The following is an 18,202-nucleotide window of genomic DNA, read 5'->3' as shown; positions in this document are numbered from 1 at the left end:
CCTCAAGCGAGGGATAGCCGAAAAAGGCTGCGAAAGCAGCTAGTTTTTGACCGAAAGGTCAAAACTCGTTTTTGAGCGAGGCGCTGGTCTCAGCCGACGAAAGCGCGCTCGACCACGAATGTCGCCGGATGGCTGAGCGAGCCTTCCTTGAAACCAAGGCTCTCGGCCAGCTCCTTGACGTCCTTGAGCATATGCATCGAGCCGCATATCATGATGCGGTCCGTCTCGGGATCGAGCTTGTCGATGCCGAGATCGGTGTAGAACTTGCCGGAGCCGATCAGCGCGGTGATGCGGCCCATGCGCGGCGACTCTTCGCGCGTCGTCGAATTGTAGAGGGTGACGCGGCCACCGGTCAGCTCGCCGATCAACGGATCGCTTTCGAGCGCCGCGACCAGTTCCTGGCCGTAGGTGAGTTCTGCGATGTCGCGGCAGGTGTGGGTCAGGATCACCTGCTCGAATTTTTCGTAGGTGTCCGGGTCGCGCAGCAGGCTGGCGAAAGGCGCGATGCCGGTGCCGGTCGAGATCATGAACAGCCGCTTGGCCGGGGTCAGCGCATCGAGCACCAGTGTACCGGTCGATTTCTGGCGCATGATGACGGTGTCGCCGACCTGGATCTTCTGCAACTCCGAGGTCAGCGGGCCGTCCGGCACCTTGATCGAGAAGAATTCCAGCTCGTCGTCCCAGGCCGGGCTGGCAACCGAATAGGCGCGGTACACCGGCTTCTCGGCATTGGGCAGGCCGATCATGACGAACTCGCCGGAGCGGAAGCGCAGCGACTGCGGGCGGGTGATGCGGAACGAGAACAGCCGGTCGGTGTAGTGCTTCACCGAGACGACGGTCTCGGCATAGACATTGGCCGGTATTGGGAATTGCAGCGGGCGGGCGCCGGCGATGTTGAGAGCGGATGTGGTGTTCATCAAATCCAACCTTGTGGCCAGCTGCGGACGTGGGCGCCAAACTTTTCCTGCGCGCCCGGACCAGTCAGGTCCCGACGCGCTGTTCCCACACTTCGAAGCTTGGAGAAGCGGGTAAGCTCTTGTGTCCGGAATTTATTAGTATACAAACGATATTTGCGTCAAGACGCTACCGTAAAACACCTTTCCAAACTGTGACATATCCGTAGTCTCAGCGTTTCGGGTTTCGACAATGAAAGAGAATTTTTCGGTGCGGCGGCCAGATTCTCAAGCCAGCGTCGTCGCCGGCATCGATGTCGGCGGAACTTTCACCGACCTGCTTCTGATCGATGGCAAGGACGGTGGCAAGGTGCACATCGCCAAAACCCCGACCACGGTCGACAACCAGGCTTTCGGCGTCGTTTCGGCACTCGGCGCCACCGGATTTGCCATCGCCGGCATCGACCTCATCGTGCACGGTACGACCACGACCACCAATGCCGTGCTCGAGCGCCGGCTGGCGAAAACCGGCATGATCACCACGCGCGGCTTTCGTGACGTGATCGAACTCGGCCGGCGCACGCGACCCCAAGCCTATGGCATGACCGGCAGCTTCGTGCCGATCATCGCGCGCGATCTCAGGCTCGAAGTGTCGGAGCGCGTCGAGGCATCGGGCGCCGTTCGCACGCCGCTCGACGAGGCCGAAATGCGCGCGGCTGTGAAGACGCTGATCGCGGCCGGCTGCGAATCCCTCGTCATCCATTTCCTGCATTCCTACGCCAACCCCACGCATGAGCGGCGCGCCGCCGAAATCGCCGCCGAAGCCTGGCCGAACGGCTACATCACGACAGGCCATGCCCTGCTGTCGGAGGCGCGCGAATTCGAGCGCGGCGTCACCGCTTCGGTCAATGCGTCGGTGCAGCCGATCCTCGAACGCTATGTCGAGCGGCTGCGCAAGGAGTTGGCGGCAAAGGGCTATGCACGCGACTTCCTGATCATGAACGGCAATGGCGGCATGATCTCGGCCCGCTTCGTCACACGGGAATCGGCCAAGACGGTCATGTCCGGTCCGGCCTCGGGCGTTATCGCCGCCGCCTATACCGGCAAGCGTGCCGGCTTCGAAAATCTCGTCACCTACGACATGGGCGGCACTTCGACCGACGTGGCGCTGATCCGCAACGCCGAACCGGCGGTATCGAACGAGATCGAGATCGAATATGCGATGCCGATCCACGTGCCGATGGTGGCGGTGCACACGGTCGGCGCCGGCGGCGGTTCGATCGCCCGCGTCGATGCCGCCGGCTTGATCCAGATCGGCCCGGAAAGCGCCGGCGCCAATCCCGGCCCGATCTGCTACGGGCGCGGCGGCCTGGAGCCGACCATCACCGACGCAAATCTGGTGCTCGGCCGGCTGGCGCCGAAGAAGCTGCTTGCCGTCGAAAATCCAGTCACCGTCGAGCGTGTCACCGGTATCTTCGAGGACAGGATAGGCAAGGCCACCGGCCTGTCCGGGGTCGAGGCGGCCGGTGCGGTGCTGCGGCTGGGCAACATGAAAATGGCCGGCGCCATCCGCATGGTCTCGGTGTCGCGCGGCCATGATCCGCGCGATTTCGCGCTGTTCGCCTTCGGCGGTGCCGGGCCGCTGCATGCGACCGCCCTGGCCCGCGAACTCGGCCTGCCCCGGGTGTTGGTACCCGCCCGGCCCGGCATCACCAACGCGCTCGGCTGCGTCGTCGCCGATCTGCGCCATGATTTCGTCAACACAGTCAACCAGCCGGTGGCTGTTCTCGACGAAGCCCAACTCCACGCGGTATTGGAACGGCATCGAAACGAAGGCGAGGAGCTGATCGGCAAGGAAGCGGTGAAGCCGCAGACGATCCGTGTCACCCATTCCGCCGACATGCAGTTCGTCGGTCAGACTCACATCATCAATGTGGCGCTGCCGTCCTCGTCGGTAACGCGGCACGAGTTGCAAGCCCTGTTCGAAAAGGCCTATTTCGCCCGCTTCAAGGTCGAGCTGCCGGAAATCCGCGCCAATCTGGTCAACCTGAACACGTCCGTGACGGGTGTCAGGCCAGCGATCGATCTGTCGCGGCTTATCGATCCGGCCGGGCGGGCAACGACGCTCGATGAGGCGCGGCGCGAGATCCGGCCGGTCTGGTACAGCGGACGCTGGCACGACACACCGGTGTATGTCAGGGAAAAGCTTCCGCTCGACGCGGTCGTCGAAGGGCCCGCGATCCTCGAACAGATGGACGCTACCACCGTGCTCGAACCCGGCGACCGCGCCCGCTCGGACGTCGACGGCAACATCATCATCGACATCGGCGAGGCCTGACAATGCCAGCTTTAAAAGGGGCAAAGCTCGACGCCATCACGCTTTCGGTTCTCCAGGCGGCCTTGCAGCAGGTCTGCGACGAGATGGACCTGACGTTTTCCCGCGCCGCCTTCTCGCCGGTCATCGCCGAGGCCAACGACCGCTCCGACGGCATCTATTCCGCCGTTGACGGCTCGCTGATCGCGCAAGGCAGCCAAGGCCTGCCGGTTTTCGTGGGCGTCATGCAATACTCGACCAAAACGGTGATCGAGATGATCGCCGACGGCCGCTGCCTGGCGCCCGAACCCGGCGATATCTACATCGTCAACGACCCCTATCTCGGCGGCACCCATCTGATGGATGTGCGCTTCGTCATGCCGGTCTACCGCGCGGGAAAAATCTTCTGCTGGCTGTCCAACACCGGCCATTGGCCCGACATTGGCGGCTCGGTGCCGGGCGGTTTTTCCGCATCGGCAACGGCGGTCGAGCAGGAAGGCTTGCGGCTGCCGCCGGTCAAACTGTTCAAGAAGGGTCTGCTCGACGCGGAAATCTACGCCATCATCTGTTCCAACATCCGCGTCGCCGACCAGCGCATCGGCGACATCCGCGCCCAGGCCGCCGCATTGCTGATCGGCCAGGACCGGCTTGACGGAATCCTGGATCGTTACGGTGACGAAACAGTTGTGGAGGCGATCGCCGAATTGCGCCGCCGCGCCGCCGAACAGATGCGCGCCCACATCTCGGCGATCCCCGATGGCACCTACCGCTCGAAGGCGTTTGTCGATTCCGACGGCGTGGTCAACGAGCCGCTGACCATCGCACTCGCCATCGAGAAGGAGGGCGACATGCTCACCTTCGATTTTGCCGGCTCGTCAAAGCCATGCGCCGGGCCGATGAACAGCGTGCTGGCGACGACCTTGTCGTCGGTCTATCTCGCCATGCGCCATATTTTCCCGGATGTGCCGATCAGCGCCGGTGCGTTTGAACCCCTGGTCGTCAAGCGGCCGGAAGGTACCTTCCTCGACGCCAAATATCCGCGGCCCGTTTCCGGCTGCGCCGCGGAGGTGTCGCAGCGCATCGCCGAGGCGGTGTTCGCGGCCATGGTGCAGGCATTGCCCGACAAGGTGACGGCGGCGCCCGCCGGTTCCAGCGGCAATTTCGCGCTCGGCGGCAACGATCCGGCGCGCGGCCGCGACTACGTCATGTACCAGATCTCCGGCGGCGGCTATGGCGGTAACGCGGACCATGACGGCCTGACCAATGGCTGCTCGACCATCGGCATCTCCAAGTCGCCGCCGGTCGAGATCATGGAACAGGCTTTTCCGGTGCTCTACCGCCACTATGCGTTGCGCGAGGGCTCCGGTGGGGCCGGCAAGCATCGCGGCGGCTTTGGCTTGGCCTATGAGGTCGAGATCCTGCGTGGCGATGCACGCGCCTCTTTCGTCATGGACCACGGCCGGTTCGGCCCGCAAGGCGCGCTCGGCGGCAAGGACGGCGCACCGAACACCGTGACCGTCTTCCGAAACGGCGAGGAACATGTGCCGCCACATCTCTCCAAGGAGCAGGACATCGCGCTCACGGCCGGCGACCGCGTGCGTGTCGGCACGCCCGGTGGCGGTGGCTACGGCGATCCGCTGGAGCGCGACCCGGAATTGATAGCTCAGGACGTCAGGCTTGGTTATTACACGGCAGAGCAAGCCAGGGAGATGTTTGGGGCCGCGTGAGAACGGTCGCTCGCGACACCGATCCCGCTTTTCGATCCGGAAGGAGCCAGGCTGCGTGGCTGGCATTGCTTGTCCCGGAAATCGTTTTGGCCTCCCCTCCGGGGTTATGATATGATTTCCAAATGAAATCTCCTGGTTCCAGAATCAACCGCTCGGCCAAGACCGGCCAGTTCGTGCTGACGAGCGCGCGTGGCGAGAAGATCAGCGCGGTGGAAGGTATGAAGCTGTCGCCCCGCATGAGAGAGGTCCTCAGCCTAGGTGTGCGGCGCGGATTATCCGGCGATGAGCGGCGTTCGCTCATTAAGGAAGAAATCCGCAAGAAGAAATAGACGTTGGTCTACGCTGCCGAGTTCGATCCGCTCTGCTACCCCGGCACGTCGGTGCTCATCAATTTGCTGGACATCCGAGATCAGGCCAAACTTGACGAGGTCGAGCTCGCTCTGTTCCTGACTCGCGCCGACGAGCCCTTGCCGGCGGGCGAACTCGACTTCCAGCACTACCTTAGCCTGCATAGGCACCTGTTTCAGGACGTATATGCCTGGGCCGGTCAGGTGCGCAGTATTCGCATCGGCAAAGGCGGCAGCTGGTTCTGTTATCCCGAACACATCGCCAGCGAGATGGCCCGAGTGTTCCGCGAACTCGGGAACCCCGATCGTCTGGCGGATCTTGAAAGCACTCGGTTTGCCAGTCTCGTGGCGCACGTCGTCGCCGAAATCAATGCCGTGCATCCGTTTCGCGAAGGCAATGGGCGCACCCAGCTCACATTCCTCGCCATGCTTGCCGAGCATGCAGGCTTCACGTTCAACGCAGACATTCTCGACCGTGATCGCGTAATCCAGGCCATGATCGACAGTTTCAGCGGTTCCGAAGCGCCTCTGCAGGCTCTTATCGAAGACATCATCGCCTAGCTCGCCGGTCCAGTCTCTATCCTCGCCGATCCAGCCTCGCCACCAAGCGGTCGCCGGCCCACTGGATGCCGCAGACCAGGATGATCAGCACGATGACCACGGCAATCATCACCGACGTCTCGAACCGCTGATAGCCGTAGCGGATGGCGAGGTCGCCGAGCCCGCCGGCACCGATGGCTCCCGCCATGGCCGAAGCGCCGATCAGCGTCACCAGCGTCACGGTGAAGCCGGCGACGATGCCGGGCAGCGCTTCGGGCACCAGCACCTCGCGGATGATCGTCCAGCGGTTGCCGCCCATGGCGCGCGCCGCTTCGATCAGCCCGTGGTCGACCTCGCGCAGCGACACTTCGGCGATGCGCGCATAGTAGGGCGTAGCGGCGATCGACAGCGGCACGATGGCCGCCCAGGTGCCGATCGAGGTGCCGACGATCAGCCGCGTCACCGGGATCAGCGCCACCAGAAGGATGATGAACGGCACCGAGCGGAAGCCGTTGATCACGGCACCGAGCACGCGGTTCACCCACAGGCTTTCGGCGATGCCGCCACGCTCTGTCGCAATCAAAGCGAGACCAAGCGGCAGGCCGAAAACGAGCGAGATCAGGCCGGATGCGGCCGTCACCAGCACCGTTTCCCAGATCGAACGCAGCAGGAGTTCAAACAGAACTGGCGACATGGCCAAGCACCTCCACCCGCGCCTGGCGAGCCTTCAGGAATGTGATTACTTCAGCGAGGTGATCTGCATCGCTGCCCGGGACAGACAGGAAGAGCGTGCCGACCGGTTGCTGCTGGACATGATCGATGCCGCCGTGGACAAGGCGGAAGGAGCCTGGCACGGCAGCGGCAAGGTCGGACAGCAGCGGACTACGCGCTGCGTCGCCGGCCACGTCGACGCGCAGGATGGTTTCAGCTCCGGCCGCCGGCACCAGCCGGATGGCCAGTTCGGCCGGCAGTTGCGGCCGGATAGCACCAAGCAGGCTCCTTGTGATGCCGGAACGCGGGTCGGCGAATACCGACCAGACCGGCCCTTCCTCGACGATGCGTCCTGCATCGATCACCGCCACCCGGTCGGCGATCGAGCGGATCACCTCCATTTCATGGGTGATGAGCAGGATGGTCAAGCCAAGCTGCCGGTTGATGTCTTTCAGCAAGGCGAGAATGGACCGCGTCGTCTCCGGATCGAGCGCCGAGGTCGCTTCGTCCGACAGCAGCAGCGCCGGCCGCGCGGCAAGCGCCCTGGCGATGCCGACGCGCTGCTTCTGTCCGCCCGACAGCGACGCCGGATATGCTTTTGCCTTCTCCGACAGTCCGACCAGTTCAAGCAACTCAGCGGCGCGCTGCAACCGCTCCGCCTTCGGGCGGCCCTCGATCTTGAGCGGCAGCGCCACATTGTCCTCTACGGTCTTGGCCGACAGCAGGTTGAAATGCTGGAAGATCATTCCGATGCGCCGCCGCAGCGGCTGCAAATCGCGCTCGCCGAGCCGGCTGATCTCGCGGCCCTCGATGAACACTTCGCCGGAATCCGGCCGTTCCAGCCCGTTCAGGCAGCGGATCAGCGTCGATTTGCCGGCGCCGCTGCGGCCGATGATGCCGAGAATCTCGCCCTTGCGCACGGTCAGCGAGACGCCATCGAGTGCCGGCGTGACGCCGAAGCGGCGCCTCAGCTCGACGAGGCGCACCACATCGTGCGGCGTCGTGCTCGGAGAATCCGCGGTCTCGGCGGTTGCGGTGACATGCTGGTTCATTCGCGGCCCTGTTCTCATGATCCGCTAAACGCGAACGCGGCCCGCGCCTTGCGCGCGGACCGCCATGATGGATGACGCCTGCCGGCGCCGACCTTCTCAGTAGGCGCTGAGGCCGGTCCCCTTGTAAACCTTGTCGAACTCGGCCTTCACCGCCTCGTTCTGGTAGGAGGCAACCAGCGTCTTCACCCAGGGCTCGTTCTCGCTGCCGGCCTTCACCGCGATGAAGTTGCGGTAGGGATTGTCGGCGATCGGCTCCTGCGCGATGCGGTTTTCCGGCGTCAGGCCGCTTTTCAGCGCCCAGTCGGTGTTGACCACGGCGGCGTCGAGATCCTCGACCGACCGCCCGACGATGCCCGCATCCAATTCCTTGATCTCGACCTTCTTCGCGTTCTCAGCGATGTCGGCGGTGGTGGCGAGAATGCCGGTGCCGTCCTTGAGTTTGATCACGCCCTCGTTCTGCAGCACGCGCAGCGCCCGGCCTTCATTGGACGGGTCGTTCGGAACGCCGATGACCGCGCCCTCTGGCAGGTCGGCGACCTTGGTGTACTTCTTGGAGTAAAGGCCGATCGGCCAGACGCCGGTATAGCCGACGCGCACGATATGGTAGCCTTGCGTCTTGATCTGGTTGTCGAGATAGGGCTGGTGCTGGAAGGCATTGGCGTCGATTTCGCCGCGCTCGAGCGCCTCGTTGGGCTGGGTGTAGTCGTTGAACACCACGGTCTCGATGGTCAGGCCCTTTTCGGCTGCCTGAGCGACGACGACGCGCCAGACATCCTCGTCTTCGCCGCTGATGATGCCGACCTTGATCGCCTTCTTGTCTTCGGCGAACGACGCACCGGGCGCCATCAGGCTGCCGATCGCGACAGCCGATGCGAACAGCAGAGCGAGGCCACTGCGGCGGTTGATGGCTGACCAAAGGGAAGATGGCAAAGTGTTCTTGAAATCGGACATTGTTGATCTCTGCAGTTGTGAAGTCGTGGCGGCCAAGCGGTTTACCTAGCCTTGGTCACATCATCAGAAATTCTATCACTCATATCAAAGAACGGCGTTTCTCGGCTTGGCCGAAGCCGGGAATATTCTCTCAAAAATTTCACGGCAGCGAGCACAGGACGCCACCGGTCCGCCCGCAACCGTGCCCGAGAGGAAGGTCGGATTCTCGGAGGCCCCGCGGCCGAGTCGCCCGACGGTAGCGCCGTCCGGCTCGGCTCTGATCGACGCCCTCTCACCCGAGTGCCGCGTCATCTATGACGACACCGAACAGCGCTTCGGACATGACAGGCTGGAGCAGCCCCGGCGCGCAGACACCTAGCGCGCTTCCCGCGTCTTGCGCAGGGGACGTTGGCCCCGGTTGCCGGAGATGATGCAGCAGCATGGCTACCTTTTTCGTGAAGCTGCACGGGTTGATCCGGTCGTCCGGTCGCCTAGGTAGAGGAACGGCGGGCGCCACCTAAATTCAAAATCGGCATGACATTTTCCTGCATTCGAAAGCTTGCCCTTGCTGTTCTCTCGGTCGTTGTTCTGTCTTCCTGCGTCGTTCCCGACGACACGTCGCGCATTGCCAAGATCGACCCGACGACGGCGGCGGCGCGCAAGGAGATGGTCGGTCTCAGCGAAGCCGACGTTCGAATGTGCGCGGGGTTTCCGACCGCCACCGCGGACGCTGGCCCGTCTGGCCAGATCTGGACCTATCAGCGCGCCGTCCAGCGCGGCAATCTCAGCATCGTGGTTCCAACCTTGGGCTTGGGTGCGATCCCGGCGGTAGGCGGTTCCGTCAATGTCGCCCCCGGCGGCTATTGCAACACGCAAATTCGCTTGGTCGACGGCCGCGTGGCCGAAGTCGCCTACGCCGGGGACAACAATATGCCGAACAGCCGCGATGCGCTCTGTGTCAGCACGGTGGACGCCTGCGTGGCTTATGCCCGCCAACGCAATCAAAGGCCCGCGGCCAAATAGTCGTCGATGGCCGACCGTGTTGCACGCGGCTAGCTTTAAGCGCTGTCGCTTTGAGGGCTTGACTGACCGGCCGTACCGAATAGGCTAGCGATTGGAAAAATACCGGCTCTGATCGCCGGGCGGCAAGAATGCCTCGTATGCCTCGCCCTCCGGCGGCGGCTGCGGGGCATTATTATTTTGGGGATCTGTTTGAAACGGCGCATCGAGATCGGCATCCTCTATTCCCGCTCGGGGAGTTATCAGCTCGTCTCCGATGCGTGCCGGATGGGCGCCATGCGCGCGATCGCAGACATTAACGCCGACCGCAACCATGGCATCGAGCTGGTGCCGGTCGAGCGCGATCCGCAAAGCAATGCCGATCGCTACGCGACGCTGTGCGAGGACATCTTCAAGACCAGCAGCGCCCGCCATGTCGTCGGCTGCGTCACCTCCTGGAGCCGCAAGGAGACGATCCCGGTGCTGGAGAAAGCCGGCGGCATGCTCTGGTACGCTTGCCCTTATGAAGGTTTCGAGGCCAACGAGCACGTCGTCTACATGCACGCTTGCCCCAACCAGCATCTGGTGCCGTTGATGGCCCATGTCGTGCCCCGCTTCGGCGCCAATGGCTTCCTGCTCGGCTCGAATTACATCTGGGGCTGGGAGATGAACCGCGTCGCGCGCGACCTGATCGCGGATGCCGGCGGCAAAGTTTTAGGTGAGCGCTATCTGCGCATCGGCGAGACCGACGTGTCGCGGCTGATCGCCGAAATCCGCGCCACGCGGCCGAACTTCATTCTCAACAATCTGATCGGCACCTCGTCCTACGCCTTCCTGGCCGCCTATCGCGACTTGGGCGTCGAGGATCAGGCCTTCAGCCCAGAAACCTGCCCTGTCATCTCCTGCAATCTCACCGAAGGCGAACTGCCGGCCATCGGCGAATCCGGAAAAGGGCATTTGTCGGTCGGGCCTTATTTCGCACCACGGCCGGCCGCCTTCGCCTCGTCCTTCGAAGCCTCCGCCTATGCCTCGGTGCAAGTGATGGCCGACGTGCTGTCGCGCGATCCCGACGCCGGTCCGGCGGAATTTTCCAAGGCCTTCGCCGAGCGGCGCTTCTCAACCCGGCTCGGCCCCATCGCCATCGACGCCCGCTCCCAGCACGCGACGCTGCCGGTGATCATCGGGCGGATCGCGGACGGCTTCTTCGAGGTCGTCAGCCGGCAGCACGAGGTCGCGCCGGACCCGTATCTGTCGCGCTACGATCCCGCCAGGACGTTCGGCCGGCCGCGCCTGAGGGTGGTGTCGTGACCAGGGCGCCACGCATCCCCAATCTCGGCGGCGCCAGGGCGTTCATCCTGCATCGTCCGCACCCGACGGTGCAGGCGATCACCAGGCAATTGTCGGCCATCGGCCTGATCACGCTGGATTGCTGGCCGGAACTGCCGCCCGAGGCGCTGGCCGCCGATTTCGTCTTCTTCGACGCCGATCTCGGCTTCGACGAGCAATTCCCCTGGAAGCCGGGCGAGGCGCCGATGCCGCTGGTGGCGCTGATCGGCTCGGAGGCGCCGGGCCGCATCGAATGGGCGCTGTCGCACAAGGCCGATGCGCAGCTGCTGAAGCCGGTCGGCACTGCCGGCGTCTACAGCGCGCTGCTGATCGCGCGGCAGAGTTTCGAGGCGCGCAAACACCTGGCCGGCGAGATCGCCTCGCTTCGCCAGCGCGTCGCCGAGCGGCAAACCATCGTGCGCGCGGTGGCCGCACTCTCGAAAGGCATCGATGACGGCCGCGCCTATGCGCAGCTGCGCTCGCTGGCGATGGGTTGGCAGATCAGCGTCGAGGATGCAGCGCGTCGGATCGTGGCGATGACCGGGGAAGAAGGCGGCGATGACCAGTCCCATCGCGCCTGACCTCCCGGCCGCCGGGCGCATGCCGGTCAAGCCGCGCGCCGGCGTCTGGCGCCGGCTGGTCAAGCGCCGTCTGGCGCTGCTTGGCCTGGTGATCGTCGCCATCGTCGTCGTCGGCGCTGTCCTGGCGCCATGGCTGACCGGCTACGATCCCAATGAGCAGATGTTCGACGGGCTGACGCTGGAAGGCTCGCCCTTGCCGCCCGACGCAAAATTCTGGCTTGGCACCGACCTGCTCGGCCGCGACCTCTTGACCCGCATCCTTTATGGTGCCCGCACCTCGCTGATCATCGGCATCGTCGCCAATGGCGTGGCGCTATTCATAGGAACGCTGGTCGGCGTTACCGCAGGCTATTTCCGCGGCTGGGTCGGCAGCGCGCTGATGCGCTTCACCGACCTGATGATGGCGTTTCCAGCGCTGCTGCTCGCCATCTGCCTGGCGGCGGTTTTCCAGCCCAGCCTGTGGATCGTCGCCATGGTCATCGCCCTGGTCAACTGGGTGCAGACCGCCCGCGTCATCTACACCGAAACCTCTTCGCTGGCCGAACGCGAGTTCATCGACGCCGAGCGGACCATCGGGGCGAGCGCGCCGCGCATCCTGTTCCGCCACATCCTGCCGCATCTTTTGCCGACGATCATCGTCTGGGGCACGCTCGGCATCTCGACCACGGTGCTGCTGGAAGCAACGCTCTCGTTCCTCGGCATCGGCGTGCAGCCGCCGACCGCCTCCTGGGGCAACATCATCTTCGAGAACCAGACCTACTTCCAAGCCGCGCCCTGGCTGGTGTTCTTCCCCGGTGCCGCGATCCTGGCGCTGGCGCTGGCCTTCAACCTGATCGGCGATGCGCTGCGCGACATTCTCGATCCGACGCAAAGGGGCCGCGCATGATCGCCTATCTCGGCCGCCGCCTGATCCAGTCGCTGCTCATCCTGCTCGGCGTCTCGCTGATCACCTTTGCGCTGCTCTATCTGCTGCCGGCCGATCCGGTGCGGCAGATCGCCGGCCGCAGCGCGACGCCTCAGACGGTCGAGAACATCCGCCAGCAGCTCGGCTTGGACCAGCCTTTCGTTGTCCAGTACTGGCACTATCTGGCCAGGCTGGTCAGCGGCGATCTCGGCCGCTCCTACATCCAGCGCTCCGAGGTGACCGAACTGATCGTCTCGCGGCTGCCGGCCAGCCTGCTGCTGATGGTCGGCGCCATCCTGTGCGAACTTCTGATTGGCCTCAGCATGGGCCTGATCGCCGCCGTCAAGCGTGGCACCGCCACCGACCAGACTTTGATGGTCGCCTCCTTCGTCGGCGTCTCGGCGCCGCAATTCGTCGTCGGGCTCTTGCTGCTTTATGTCTTCGCCGTGCGGCTGAGCTGGTTCCCGATCGGCGGCTACGGCAGCTGGCGCCATCTGGTGCTGCCCTCGCTCACCATGGGCATTCTCGGCGCCGGCTGGTACGCGCGCATGATGCGCTCGTCGATGATCGACGTGCTGCGCCAGGATTATGTGCGCACCGCCCGCGCCAAGGGCCTTGCGCGCCGCGCCATCCTGTTCCGCCATGCGCTCCCCAACGCCATCCTGCCGGTCATCGCCATGATCGGCATCGATATCGGCATCTTCATGGGCGGCATCGTCGTCGTCGAAAGCGTGTTCGGCTGGCCCGGCATCGGCCAGTTGGCGTGGCAGGCCATCCAGCGCGTCGACATCCCGATCATTATGGGCGTCACGCTGGTGTCGGCCTTCGCCATCGTGCTCGGCAATCTCTTGGCCGACATCATCGCGCCCTTCATCGATCCGCGCATCAAGCTCAGATGAAAATGAAAAACAAACAGAGAAAGGGAACATGAAAATGAAAAAGTTTCTGGCATCCACCGTGGCCGCATCGGCGCTGGCGCTGATGCTCGGCATGGCAAGCGCGCGCGCCGAAGACGCCGTCGATCCGAATGCCAAGCAGGGCGGCGCCATCACCATCACCTACAAGGACGATGTCGCGACCCTCGATCCGGCGATCGGCTATGACTGGCAGAACTGGTCGATGATCAAGAGCCTGTTCGACGGGCTTATGGATTATGAGCCGGGCACCACCAATTTGAAGCCCGACCTCGCCGAAAGCTACGAAATTTCACCCGACGGCAAGACCTTCACCTTCAAGCTGCGCCATGGCGTCAAATTCCACAATGGCCGCGAAATGACGGCCGATGATGTGAAATACTCGCTCGACCGCGTCACCAACCCCAAGACGCAGAGCCCCGGCGCCGGCTTCTTCGGCTCGATCAAGGGCTATGACGATGTCGTCGCGGGCAAGGCCGAAAGCCTCTCCGGCGTCACCGCTATCGACCCCTACACGGTCAAGTTCGAACTGACCCGGCCCGACGCCACCTTCCTGCATGTCATGGCGATCAACTTCTCGCATGTCGTGCCCAAGGAAGAGGTCGAGAAATACGGCGCCGATTTCGGCAAGCATCCGGTCGGCACCGGCGCGTTCAAGCTCGCCGAATGGACGCTCGGCCAGCGCATCGTCTTCGAGCGCAACGCCGACTATTGGCACAAGGGCCTGCCGCATCTGGACAAGATCACCTTCGAGATCGGCCAGGAGCCGATCGTGGCGCTGCTGCGCCTGCAGAAGGGCGAGATCGACGTGCCCGGCGACGGCATTCCGCCGGCCAAGTTCCAGGAGGTGATGGCCGATCCCGAGCAGAAGGCGCGCGTCGTCGAAGGCGGCCAGCTGCACACCGGCTACATCACCATGAACACGACGATGGCGCCGTTCGACAATGTGAAGGTGCGCCAAGCCGTCAACATGGCGATCAACAAGGCGCGCAGTATCCAGATCATCAACGGCCGCGCCGTGCCGGCGAACCAGCCGCTGCCGCCGTCGATGCCGGGCTACGACAAGGAATACAAGGGCTATCCCTATGACGTCGCCAAGGCCAAGGCGCTGCTCGCCGAGGCCGGCCATGCCGACGGTTTCGACACGCAGCTGTTTGCCATGAACACCGATCCCAACCCGCGCATCGCCCAGGCGATCCAGCAGGATTTGGCCGCGATCGGTATCAAGGCCAGCATCCAGTCGCTGGCGCAGGCCAACGTCATCGCCGCCGGCGGCGACAAGGCCGGCGCGCCTATGATCTGGTCCGGCGGCATGGCCTGGATCGCCGACTTCCCCGATCCGTCCAACTTCTACGGCCCGATCCTCGGCTGCGCCGGTGCGGTGCCGGGCGGCTGGAACTGGTCCTGGTATTGCAACAAGGATCTCGATGCCAAGGCGGCCGAGGCCGATTCGGTGGTCGACCCGGCGAAAGCCGCCGAGCGCAGCAAGATGTGGAGCGCCATCTACGACAAGGTAATGGAAGACGCGCCCTGGGCGCCGGTCTTCAACGAGCAGCGCTTCACCATGAAATCGGCCCGTATGGGCGGCGCCGACAATCTCTATGTCGACCCAGTCCATATTCCGATCAACTACGACAATGTGTACGTAAAAGATGTGCAATAGCTGCGACTACACCATCCACGGGCGCCATCATCATTTCGGCTGGGACAATTCGTTTGCCCCGGCCGAATGGGTGGCGCCCGGCTCGACCATCGAGTTCCAGTGCCTCGATTCCTCCGGCGGCCAGTTGAACGCCGACAGCACGGTTGAGGACATCGCCAAGCTCGATTTCGCCACCATCAATCCCGTCACCGGGCCGATCTTCGTCGAGGGTGCCGAGCCCGGCGACGCGCTGAAGGTGACGATCGAGATGTTCAAGCCGTCCGGCTTCGGCTGGACGGCGAACATTCCGGGTTTCGGTCTGCTCTCCGACGACTTCAAGGAGCCGGCGCTCAACATCTGGAAGTACGACGCCGCATCGCTCGAGCCGGCGCTGTTCGGCAAGAACGCCCGCGTGCCGCTGAAACCTTTCGCCGGCACCATTGGCAACGCGCCGGGCGAGCTAGGCCATCATTCGGTGGTGCCGCCCAGGCGCGTCGGCGGCAATCTCGATATCCGCGATCTCGCCGCCGGCACAACGCTGTATCTGCCGGTGGAAGTGGCCGGCGCGCTGTTTTCGGTCGGCGACACGCACGCCGCGCAAGGCGACGGCGAGGTCTGCGGCACGGCGATCGAAAGCCCGATGGACGTGGTGCTCAAGCTCGACCTGGTCAAGGACGCCAGGTTGAAGACACCGCGCTTCACCACATCAGGGCCGGTGACCCGCCATCTCGACGGCAAGGGCTATGAGGTGACGACCGGCATCGGCCCGGACCTGATGGCCGGCGGCAGGGAGGCGGTTCTGCAGATGGTCGACCTGCTCGCCGGCCGCTACAGAATAGATCCCGTCGAGGCCTATATGCTGGCCTCGGTCTGCGGCGATCTCCGCATCAGCGAGATCGTCGACCTGCCGAACTGGGTGGTGTCGTTCTACTTCCCGCGCTGCGTGTTCGAATGAGAGGTCTGCGCCAAGGCACCCCCCTCTGCCCTGCCCGTCCTCCGCAGCTGCAGCGCAGCTGCTGCGGAGGGTGGACCGGGCATCTCCCCCGCAAGGGGGGAGATTGGCTGTTTCGTCGTGCCACCATTCCTCAAGCGGGGGTCGTTTGCGAAATCCTGCGCGCAGTCCGATCTCCCCCCTTGAGGGGGAGATGTCCGGCAGGACAGAGGGGGGCGCCACAGAATAAATCCCCTGCAGGTCTGCGTCTGCAATGACCTCAGCCGGCAAAATAATCCTCGACATCGCCAACCTCTCCGTCAGCGTGCGTGGCGAGGATGGCGAGCGCGATGTCGTCTCCAACCTGTCGCTGACGCTCAAACGCGGCGAGACGCTCTGCATTGCCGGCGAATCCGGCTCCGGCAAATCGATGACCGCGCTGGCGATCATGCAATTGCTGCCGCAGCCTGCCGCCCGCATATCCTCAGGCGCGATCCACCTTGGTGAGACGGAACTCACAGCGCTCGACGAGCGCCGGATGCGCCGCATTCGCGGCGACCGCATCGCCACGATCTTCCAGGAGCCGATGACCTCGCTCAATCCGGTGCTGTCGATCGGTCGGCAGCTCACCGAATCCATCGAGGCGCACACCAGCCTGTCACCGGCGCAGGCACGTCAGCGTGCCATCGAGGCGTTGAAAGCGGTGCGTATTTCGGAAGCGAAAAGCCGGCTAAAGCAGTTTCCGCACGAACTGTCGGGCGGCATGCGCCAGCGTGTGATGATCGCCATGGCGCTGGCTCTCGAACCGGACGTGCTGATTGCCGACGAGCCGACGACGGCGCTCGATGTCACCGTGCAAGGCGAGGTGCTGGAACTGCTGCGCGACCTGCAGCGCCAGCACGGCACCAGCGTCATCCTGATCACGCACGACATGGGCGTGGTCGCCGAAATGGCCGACCGCGTCATCATCATGCGGCACGGCCGCATGGTGGAGGAGGGGAAAACCGCTGACATTTTCGCCCGGCCGCAAGCCGATTACACCCGAGAGCTGCTGGCCGCCGTGCCGCGCATCGGCAGCGGCGTCGGCCGCCAGAAGTCCAGGGACGCCGAGACGGCGACGCCGGCCAATGTCGCCGAGGTCAACGACCTGCATGTCCGCTTCGACCTGCGCGGCGGCGTCTTCGGCCGGGTCAACGCCAGAGTTCATGCCGTCGAGGGCGTCAGCTTCTCGATCGCACCCAACGAGACGCTGGCACTGGTTGGCGAGTCCGGTTGCGGCAAGTCGACCACCGCCAAGGCGCTGGCCGGGCTTGTGCCTTACAGCGGCGGCATCGTCATCGGTGGGCGCAATCTGTCCGGTCTCGGCCGTGACGAGCGCAAGGCAGTGCGCCGCGACGTCCAGATGATCTTCCAGGACCCCTTCGCTTCGCTCGATCCGCGCATGCGCGTTGGCGATCTCGTCGCCGAGCCGCTCGTCATCCATGGCATCGCTTCAAAAGAAGAGCGCAGGGAGCGTGTGGCATCGTTGTTCGAGCGCGTCGGCCTGTCGGCCGTCCAGATGGAGCTTTATCCGCATGAATTCTCGGGTGGGCAGCGCCAGCGCGTCTGTATCGCACGGGCGCTTGCGCTGCGGCCTAAGCTGATCATCGCCGATGAAAGCGTCTCGGCGCTCGATGTCTCGGTGCAGGCGCGCGTGCTCGACCTGTTGAAGGAATTGCAGCGCGAATTCGGCGTCGCCTACCTTTTCATCTCGCACGACATGGCGGTGGTGGAAAACATCTCCGACCGCGTCGCGGTCATGTATCTCGGCCAGATCGTCGAGATGGGCACGCGCGACCAAGTCTTTTCCAACCCACGCCATCCTTACACCAAACGCCTGATCGAAGCCGTGCCGGTGCCCGACCCGGCGCAGCGCAGGAGCCGGTTCGCAAGGCTGGACCAGGAGATCCCGAGCGCGACGAGAAGGGTTGGCGAAAGCCCGCGGAGGCTGGTGCTGAGCGATGTCGGCGGCGGGCATCTGGTGGCGGGATGAGGGGCGGGCTGCCTGGCCCGTCCAGGGTCCAGGAGCCCCCGTGCTACGCCGAAAGAGCTAATTGCGCTATTGCTAATATAACGCCACGATCTCCGGCAAGCCGACGCCTCAAGACCGGCTGAGGTCAAACGCCCATCCCAACGACACTGCCCGCAAGGGCGGACCACCCCTCTTCTGGGATGTGCTGTAATGGGAGATGTAGGATGAGATCGGCTATTGTGTGCGCGGCCATCGTGATTTCCGGATTCACCGCCGCCGATGCGCACGAGAAGAAACTGACAAAGATCATAGCTCCGCCACGCGCCGATCTGTCTCGTACGGTTCTAAATGGGCGGAAAGGGCTGGACTGCCGTTCAACA

16 protein-coding genes are annotated in these 18,202 nt (G+C 64.1%); 12 read left to right on the top strand and 4 right to left on the bottom strand.

From position 1 onward, the window contains the following. Positions 1-89: 89 nt before the first annotated feature. Positions 90-917: a ferredoxin--NADP reductase gene (locus NKI49_RS10440; RefSeq protein ID WP_352603363.1), complete on the bottom strand. Its 828-nt coding sequence runs from the start codon at positions 915-917 to the stop codon at positions 90-92. Positions 918-1,146: 229 nt separating this feature from the next. Here NKI49_RS10440 and NKI49_RS10435 point away from each other — a divergent pair, with 229 nt between their 5' ends. From NKI49_RS10435 to NKI49_RS10420, 4 genes are all read left to right on the top strand, one after another. After that, positions 1,147-3,231, top strand: a complete 2,085-nt coding sequence (locus NKI49_RS10435; protein ID WP_352603365.1) for a hydantoinase/oxoprolinase family protein — start codon at positions 1,147-1,149, stop codon at positions 3,229-3,231. Between the two features lie 2 nt (positions 3,232-3,233). Further along, entirely contained in the window at positions 3,234-4,934 is a 1,701-nt protein-coding gene (locus tag NKI49_RS10430; protein ID WP_352603367.1) for a hydantoinase B/oxoprolinase family protein, read from the top strand. Between the two features lie 122 nt (positions 4,935-5,056). Then, a complete protein-coding gene (locus tag NKI49_RS10425; RefSeq protein WP_352603369.1) occupies positions 5,057-5,263 on the top strand; it encodes a hypothetical protein in 207 nt (68 codons plus the stop codon). A 3-nt stretch (positions 5,264-5,266) separates the two neighbouring features. Then, the gene (locus tag NKI49_RS10420; RefSeq protein WP_352603371.1) at positions 5,267-5,842 is read left to right on the top strand and encodes a Fic/DOC family protein; all 576 of its coding nucleotides are present in this window, start codon (positions 5,267-5,269) and stop codon (positions 5,840-5,842) included. 16 nt (positions 5,843-5,858) lie between these two features. Here the strand turns inward: NKI49_RS10420 and NKI49_RS10415 are convergent, their stop codons facing one another. The 3 genes from NKI49_RS10415 to NKI49_RS10405 form a co-directional block, all read right to left on the bottom strand. After that, the gene (locus NKI49_RS10415; protein WP_352603373.1) at positions 5,859-6,515 is read right to left on the bottom strand and encodes a methionine ABC transporter permease; all 657 of its coding nucleotides are present in this window, start codon (positions 6,513-6,515) and stop codon (positions 5,859-5,861) included. Further along, a complete protein-coding gene (locus NKI49_RS10410; RefSeq protein WP_352603376.1) occupies positions 6,496-7,584 on the bottom strand; it encodes a methionine ABC transporter ATP-binding protein in 1,089 nt (362 codons plus the stop codon). The genes NKI49_RS10415 and NKI49_RS10410 overlap by 20 nt, the downstream gene beginning before the upstream one ends. A gap of 96 nt (positions 7,585-7,680) precedes the next feature. Beyond that, entirely contained in the window at positions 7,681-8,535 is an 855-nt protein-coding gene (locus NKI49_RS10405) for a MetQ/NlpA family lipoprotein (RefSeq protein WP_352603378.1), read from the bottom strand. 513 nt (positions 8,536-9,048) lie between these two features. On the opposite strand from NKI49_RS10405, the gene NKI49_RS10400 reads away from it, so the two are divergent. From NKI49_RS10400 to NKI49_RS10365, 8 genes are all read left to right on the top strand, one after another. Further along, complete coding sequence (locus NKI49_RS10400; protein ID WP_352603380.1) at positions 9,049-9,537, top strand: hypothetical protein; 489 nt, start codon at positions 9,049-9,051, stop codon at positions 9,535-9,537. A 189-nt stretch (positions 9,538-9,726) separates the two neighbouring features. Further along, positions 9,727-10,821, top strand: coding sequence for a transporter substrate-binding protein (locus NKI49_RS10395; RefSeq protein ID WP_352603382.1), 1,095 nt, complete (start codon positions 9,727-9,729; stop codon positions 10,819-10,821). Then, on the top strand, positions 10,818-11,420 hold the full coding sequence (locus NKI49_RS10390; protein ID WP_352603384.1) for an ANTAR domain-containing response regulator: 603 nt from the start codon (positions 10,818-10,820) through the stop codon (positions 11,418-11,420). Before NKI49_RS10395 ends, NKI49_RS10390 begins: the two co-directional genes overlap by 4 nt. Positions 11,421-11,439: 19 nt before the next feature. Then, a complete protein-coding gene (locus NKI49_RS10385) occupies positions 11,440-12,306 on the top strand; it encodes an ABC transporter permease (protein ID WP_352603499.1) in 867 nt (288 codons plus the stop codon). Further along, positions 12,303-13,223: an ABC transporter permease gene (locus tag NKI49_RS10380; protein WP_352603386.1), complete on the top strand. Its 921-nt coding sequence runs from the start codon at positions 12,303-12,305 to the stop codon at positions 13,221-13,223. The genes NKI49_RS10385 and NKI49_RS10380 overlap by 4 nt, the downstream gene beginning before the upstream one ends. Before the next feature lie 34 nt (positions 13,224-13,257). Continuing rightward, entirely contained in the window at positions 13,258-14,901 is a 1,644-nt protein-coding gene (locus NKI49_RS10375) for an ABC transporter substrate-binding protein (RefSeq protein ID WP_352603388.1), read from the top strand. After that, positions 14,891-15,835 (top strand): acetamidase/formamidase family protein, encoded by a 945-nt coding sequence (locus NKI49_RS10370; RefSeq protein ID WP_352603390.1) that lies wholly within the window; start codon positions 14,891-14,893, stop codon positions 15,833-15,835. The genes NKI49_RS10375 and NKI49_RS10370 overlap by 11 nt, the downstream gene beginning before the upstream one ends. A gap of 250 nt (positions 15,836-16,085) precedes the next feature. Further along, on the top strand, positions 16,086-17,843 hold the full coding sequence (locus tag NKI49_RS10365) for an ABC transporter ATP-binding protein (RefSeq protein ID WP_352603392.1): 1,758 nt from the start codon (positions 16,086-16,088) through the stop codon (positions 17,841-17,843). Positions 17,844-18,202: the final 359 nt, after the last annotated feature.

It is taken from the genome of Mesorhizobium sp. M0587 (genome assembly GCF_040320945.1).
In the GTDB taxonomy this organism is placed as follows: domain Bacteria; phylum Pseudomonadota; class Alphaproteobacteria; order Rhizobiales; family Rhizobiaceae; genus Mesorhizobium.
The sequence above is the reverse complement of the archived record's forward strand: the minus strand, read 5'-3'. Positions and strand labels throughout refer to the sequence as shown.

What these genes read in the sequence shown, in the direction of transcription:
- NKI49_RS10440 (WP_352603363.1), bottom strand. Translation starts at nt 917, where the DNA reads ATGAACACCACATCCGCTCTCAACATCGCCGGCGCCCGCCCGCTGCAA.
- NKI49_RS10435 (WP_352603365.1), top strand. Translation starts at nt 1,147, where the DNA reads ATGAAAGAGAATTTTTCGGTGCGGCGGCCAGATTCTCAAGCCAGCGTC.
- NKI49_RS10430 (WP_352603367.1), top strand. Translation starts at nt 3,234, where the DNA reads ATGCCAGCTTTAAAAGGGGCAAAGCTCGACGCCATCACGCTTTCGGTT.
- NKI49_RS10425 (WP_352603369.1), top strand. Translation starts at nt 5,057, where the DNA reads ATGAAATCTCCTGGTTCCAGAATCAACCGCTCGGCCAAGACCGGCCAG.
- NKI49_RS10415 (WP_352603373.1), bottom strand. Translation starts at nt 6,515, where the DNA reads ATGTCGCCAGTTCTGTTTGAACTCCTGCTGCGTTCGATCTGGGAAACG.
- NKI49_RS10410 (WP_352603376.1), bottom strand. Translation starts at nt 7,584, where the DNA reads ATGAACCAGCATGTCACCGCAACCGCCGAGACCGCGGATTCTCCGAGC.
- NKI49_RS10405 (WP_352603378.1), bottom strand. Translation starts at nt 8,535, where the DNA reads ATGTCCGATTTCAAGAACACTTTGCCATCTTCCCTTTGGTCAGCCATC.
- NKI49_RS10400 (WP_352603380.1), top strand. Translation starts at nt 9,049, where the DNA reads ATGACATTTTCCTGCATTCGAAAGCTTGCCCTTGCTGTTCTCTCGGTC.
- NKI49_RS10385 (WP_352603499.1), top strand. Translation starts at nt 11,440, where the DNA reads ATGCCGGTCAAGCCGCGCGCCGGCGTCTGGCGCCGGCTGGTCAAGCGC.
- NKI49_RS10380 (WP_352603386.1), top strand. Translation starts at nt 12,303, where the DNA reads ATGATCGCCTATCTCGGCCGCCGCCTGATCCAGTCGCTGCTCATCCTG.
- NKI49_RS10375 (WP_352603388.1), top strand. Translation starts at nt 13,258, where the DNA reads ATGAAAAAGTTTCTGGCATCCACCGTGGCCGCATCGGCGCTGGCGCTG.
- NKI49_RS10370 (WP_352603390.1), top strand. Translation starts at nt 14,891, where the DNA reads ATGTGCAATAGCTGCGACTACACCATCCACGGGCGCCATCATCATTTC.
- NKI49_RS10365 (WP_352603392.1), top strand. Translation starts at nt 16,086, where the DNA reads ATGACCTCAGCCGGCAAAATAATCCTCGACATCGCCAACCTCTCCGTC.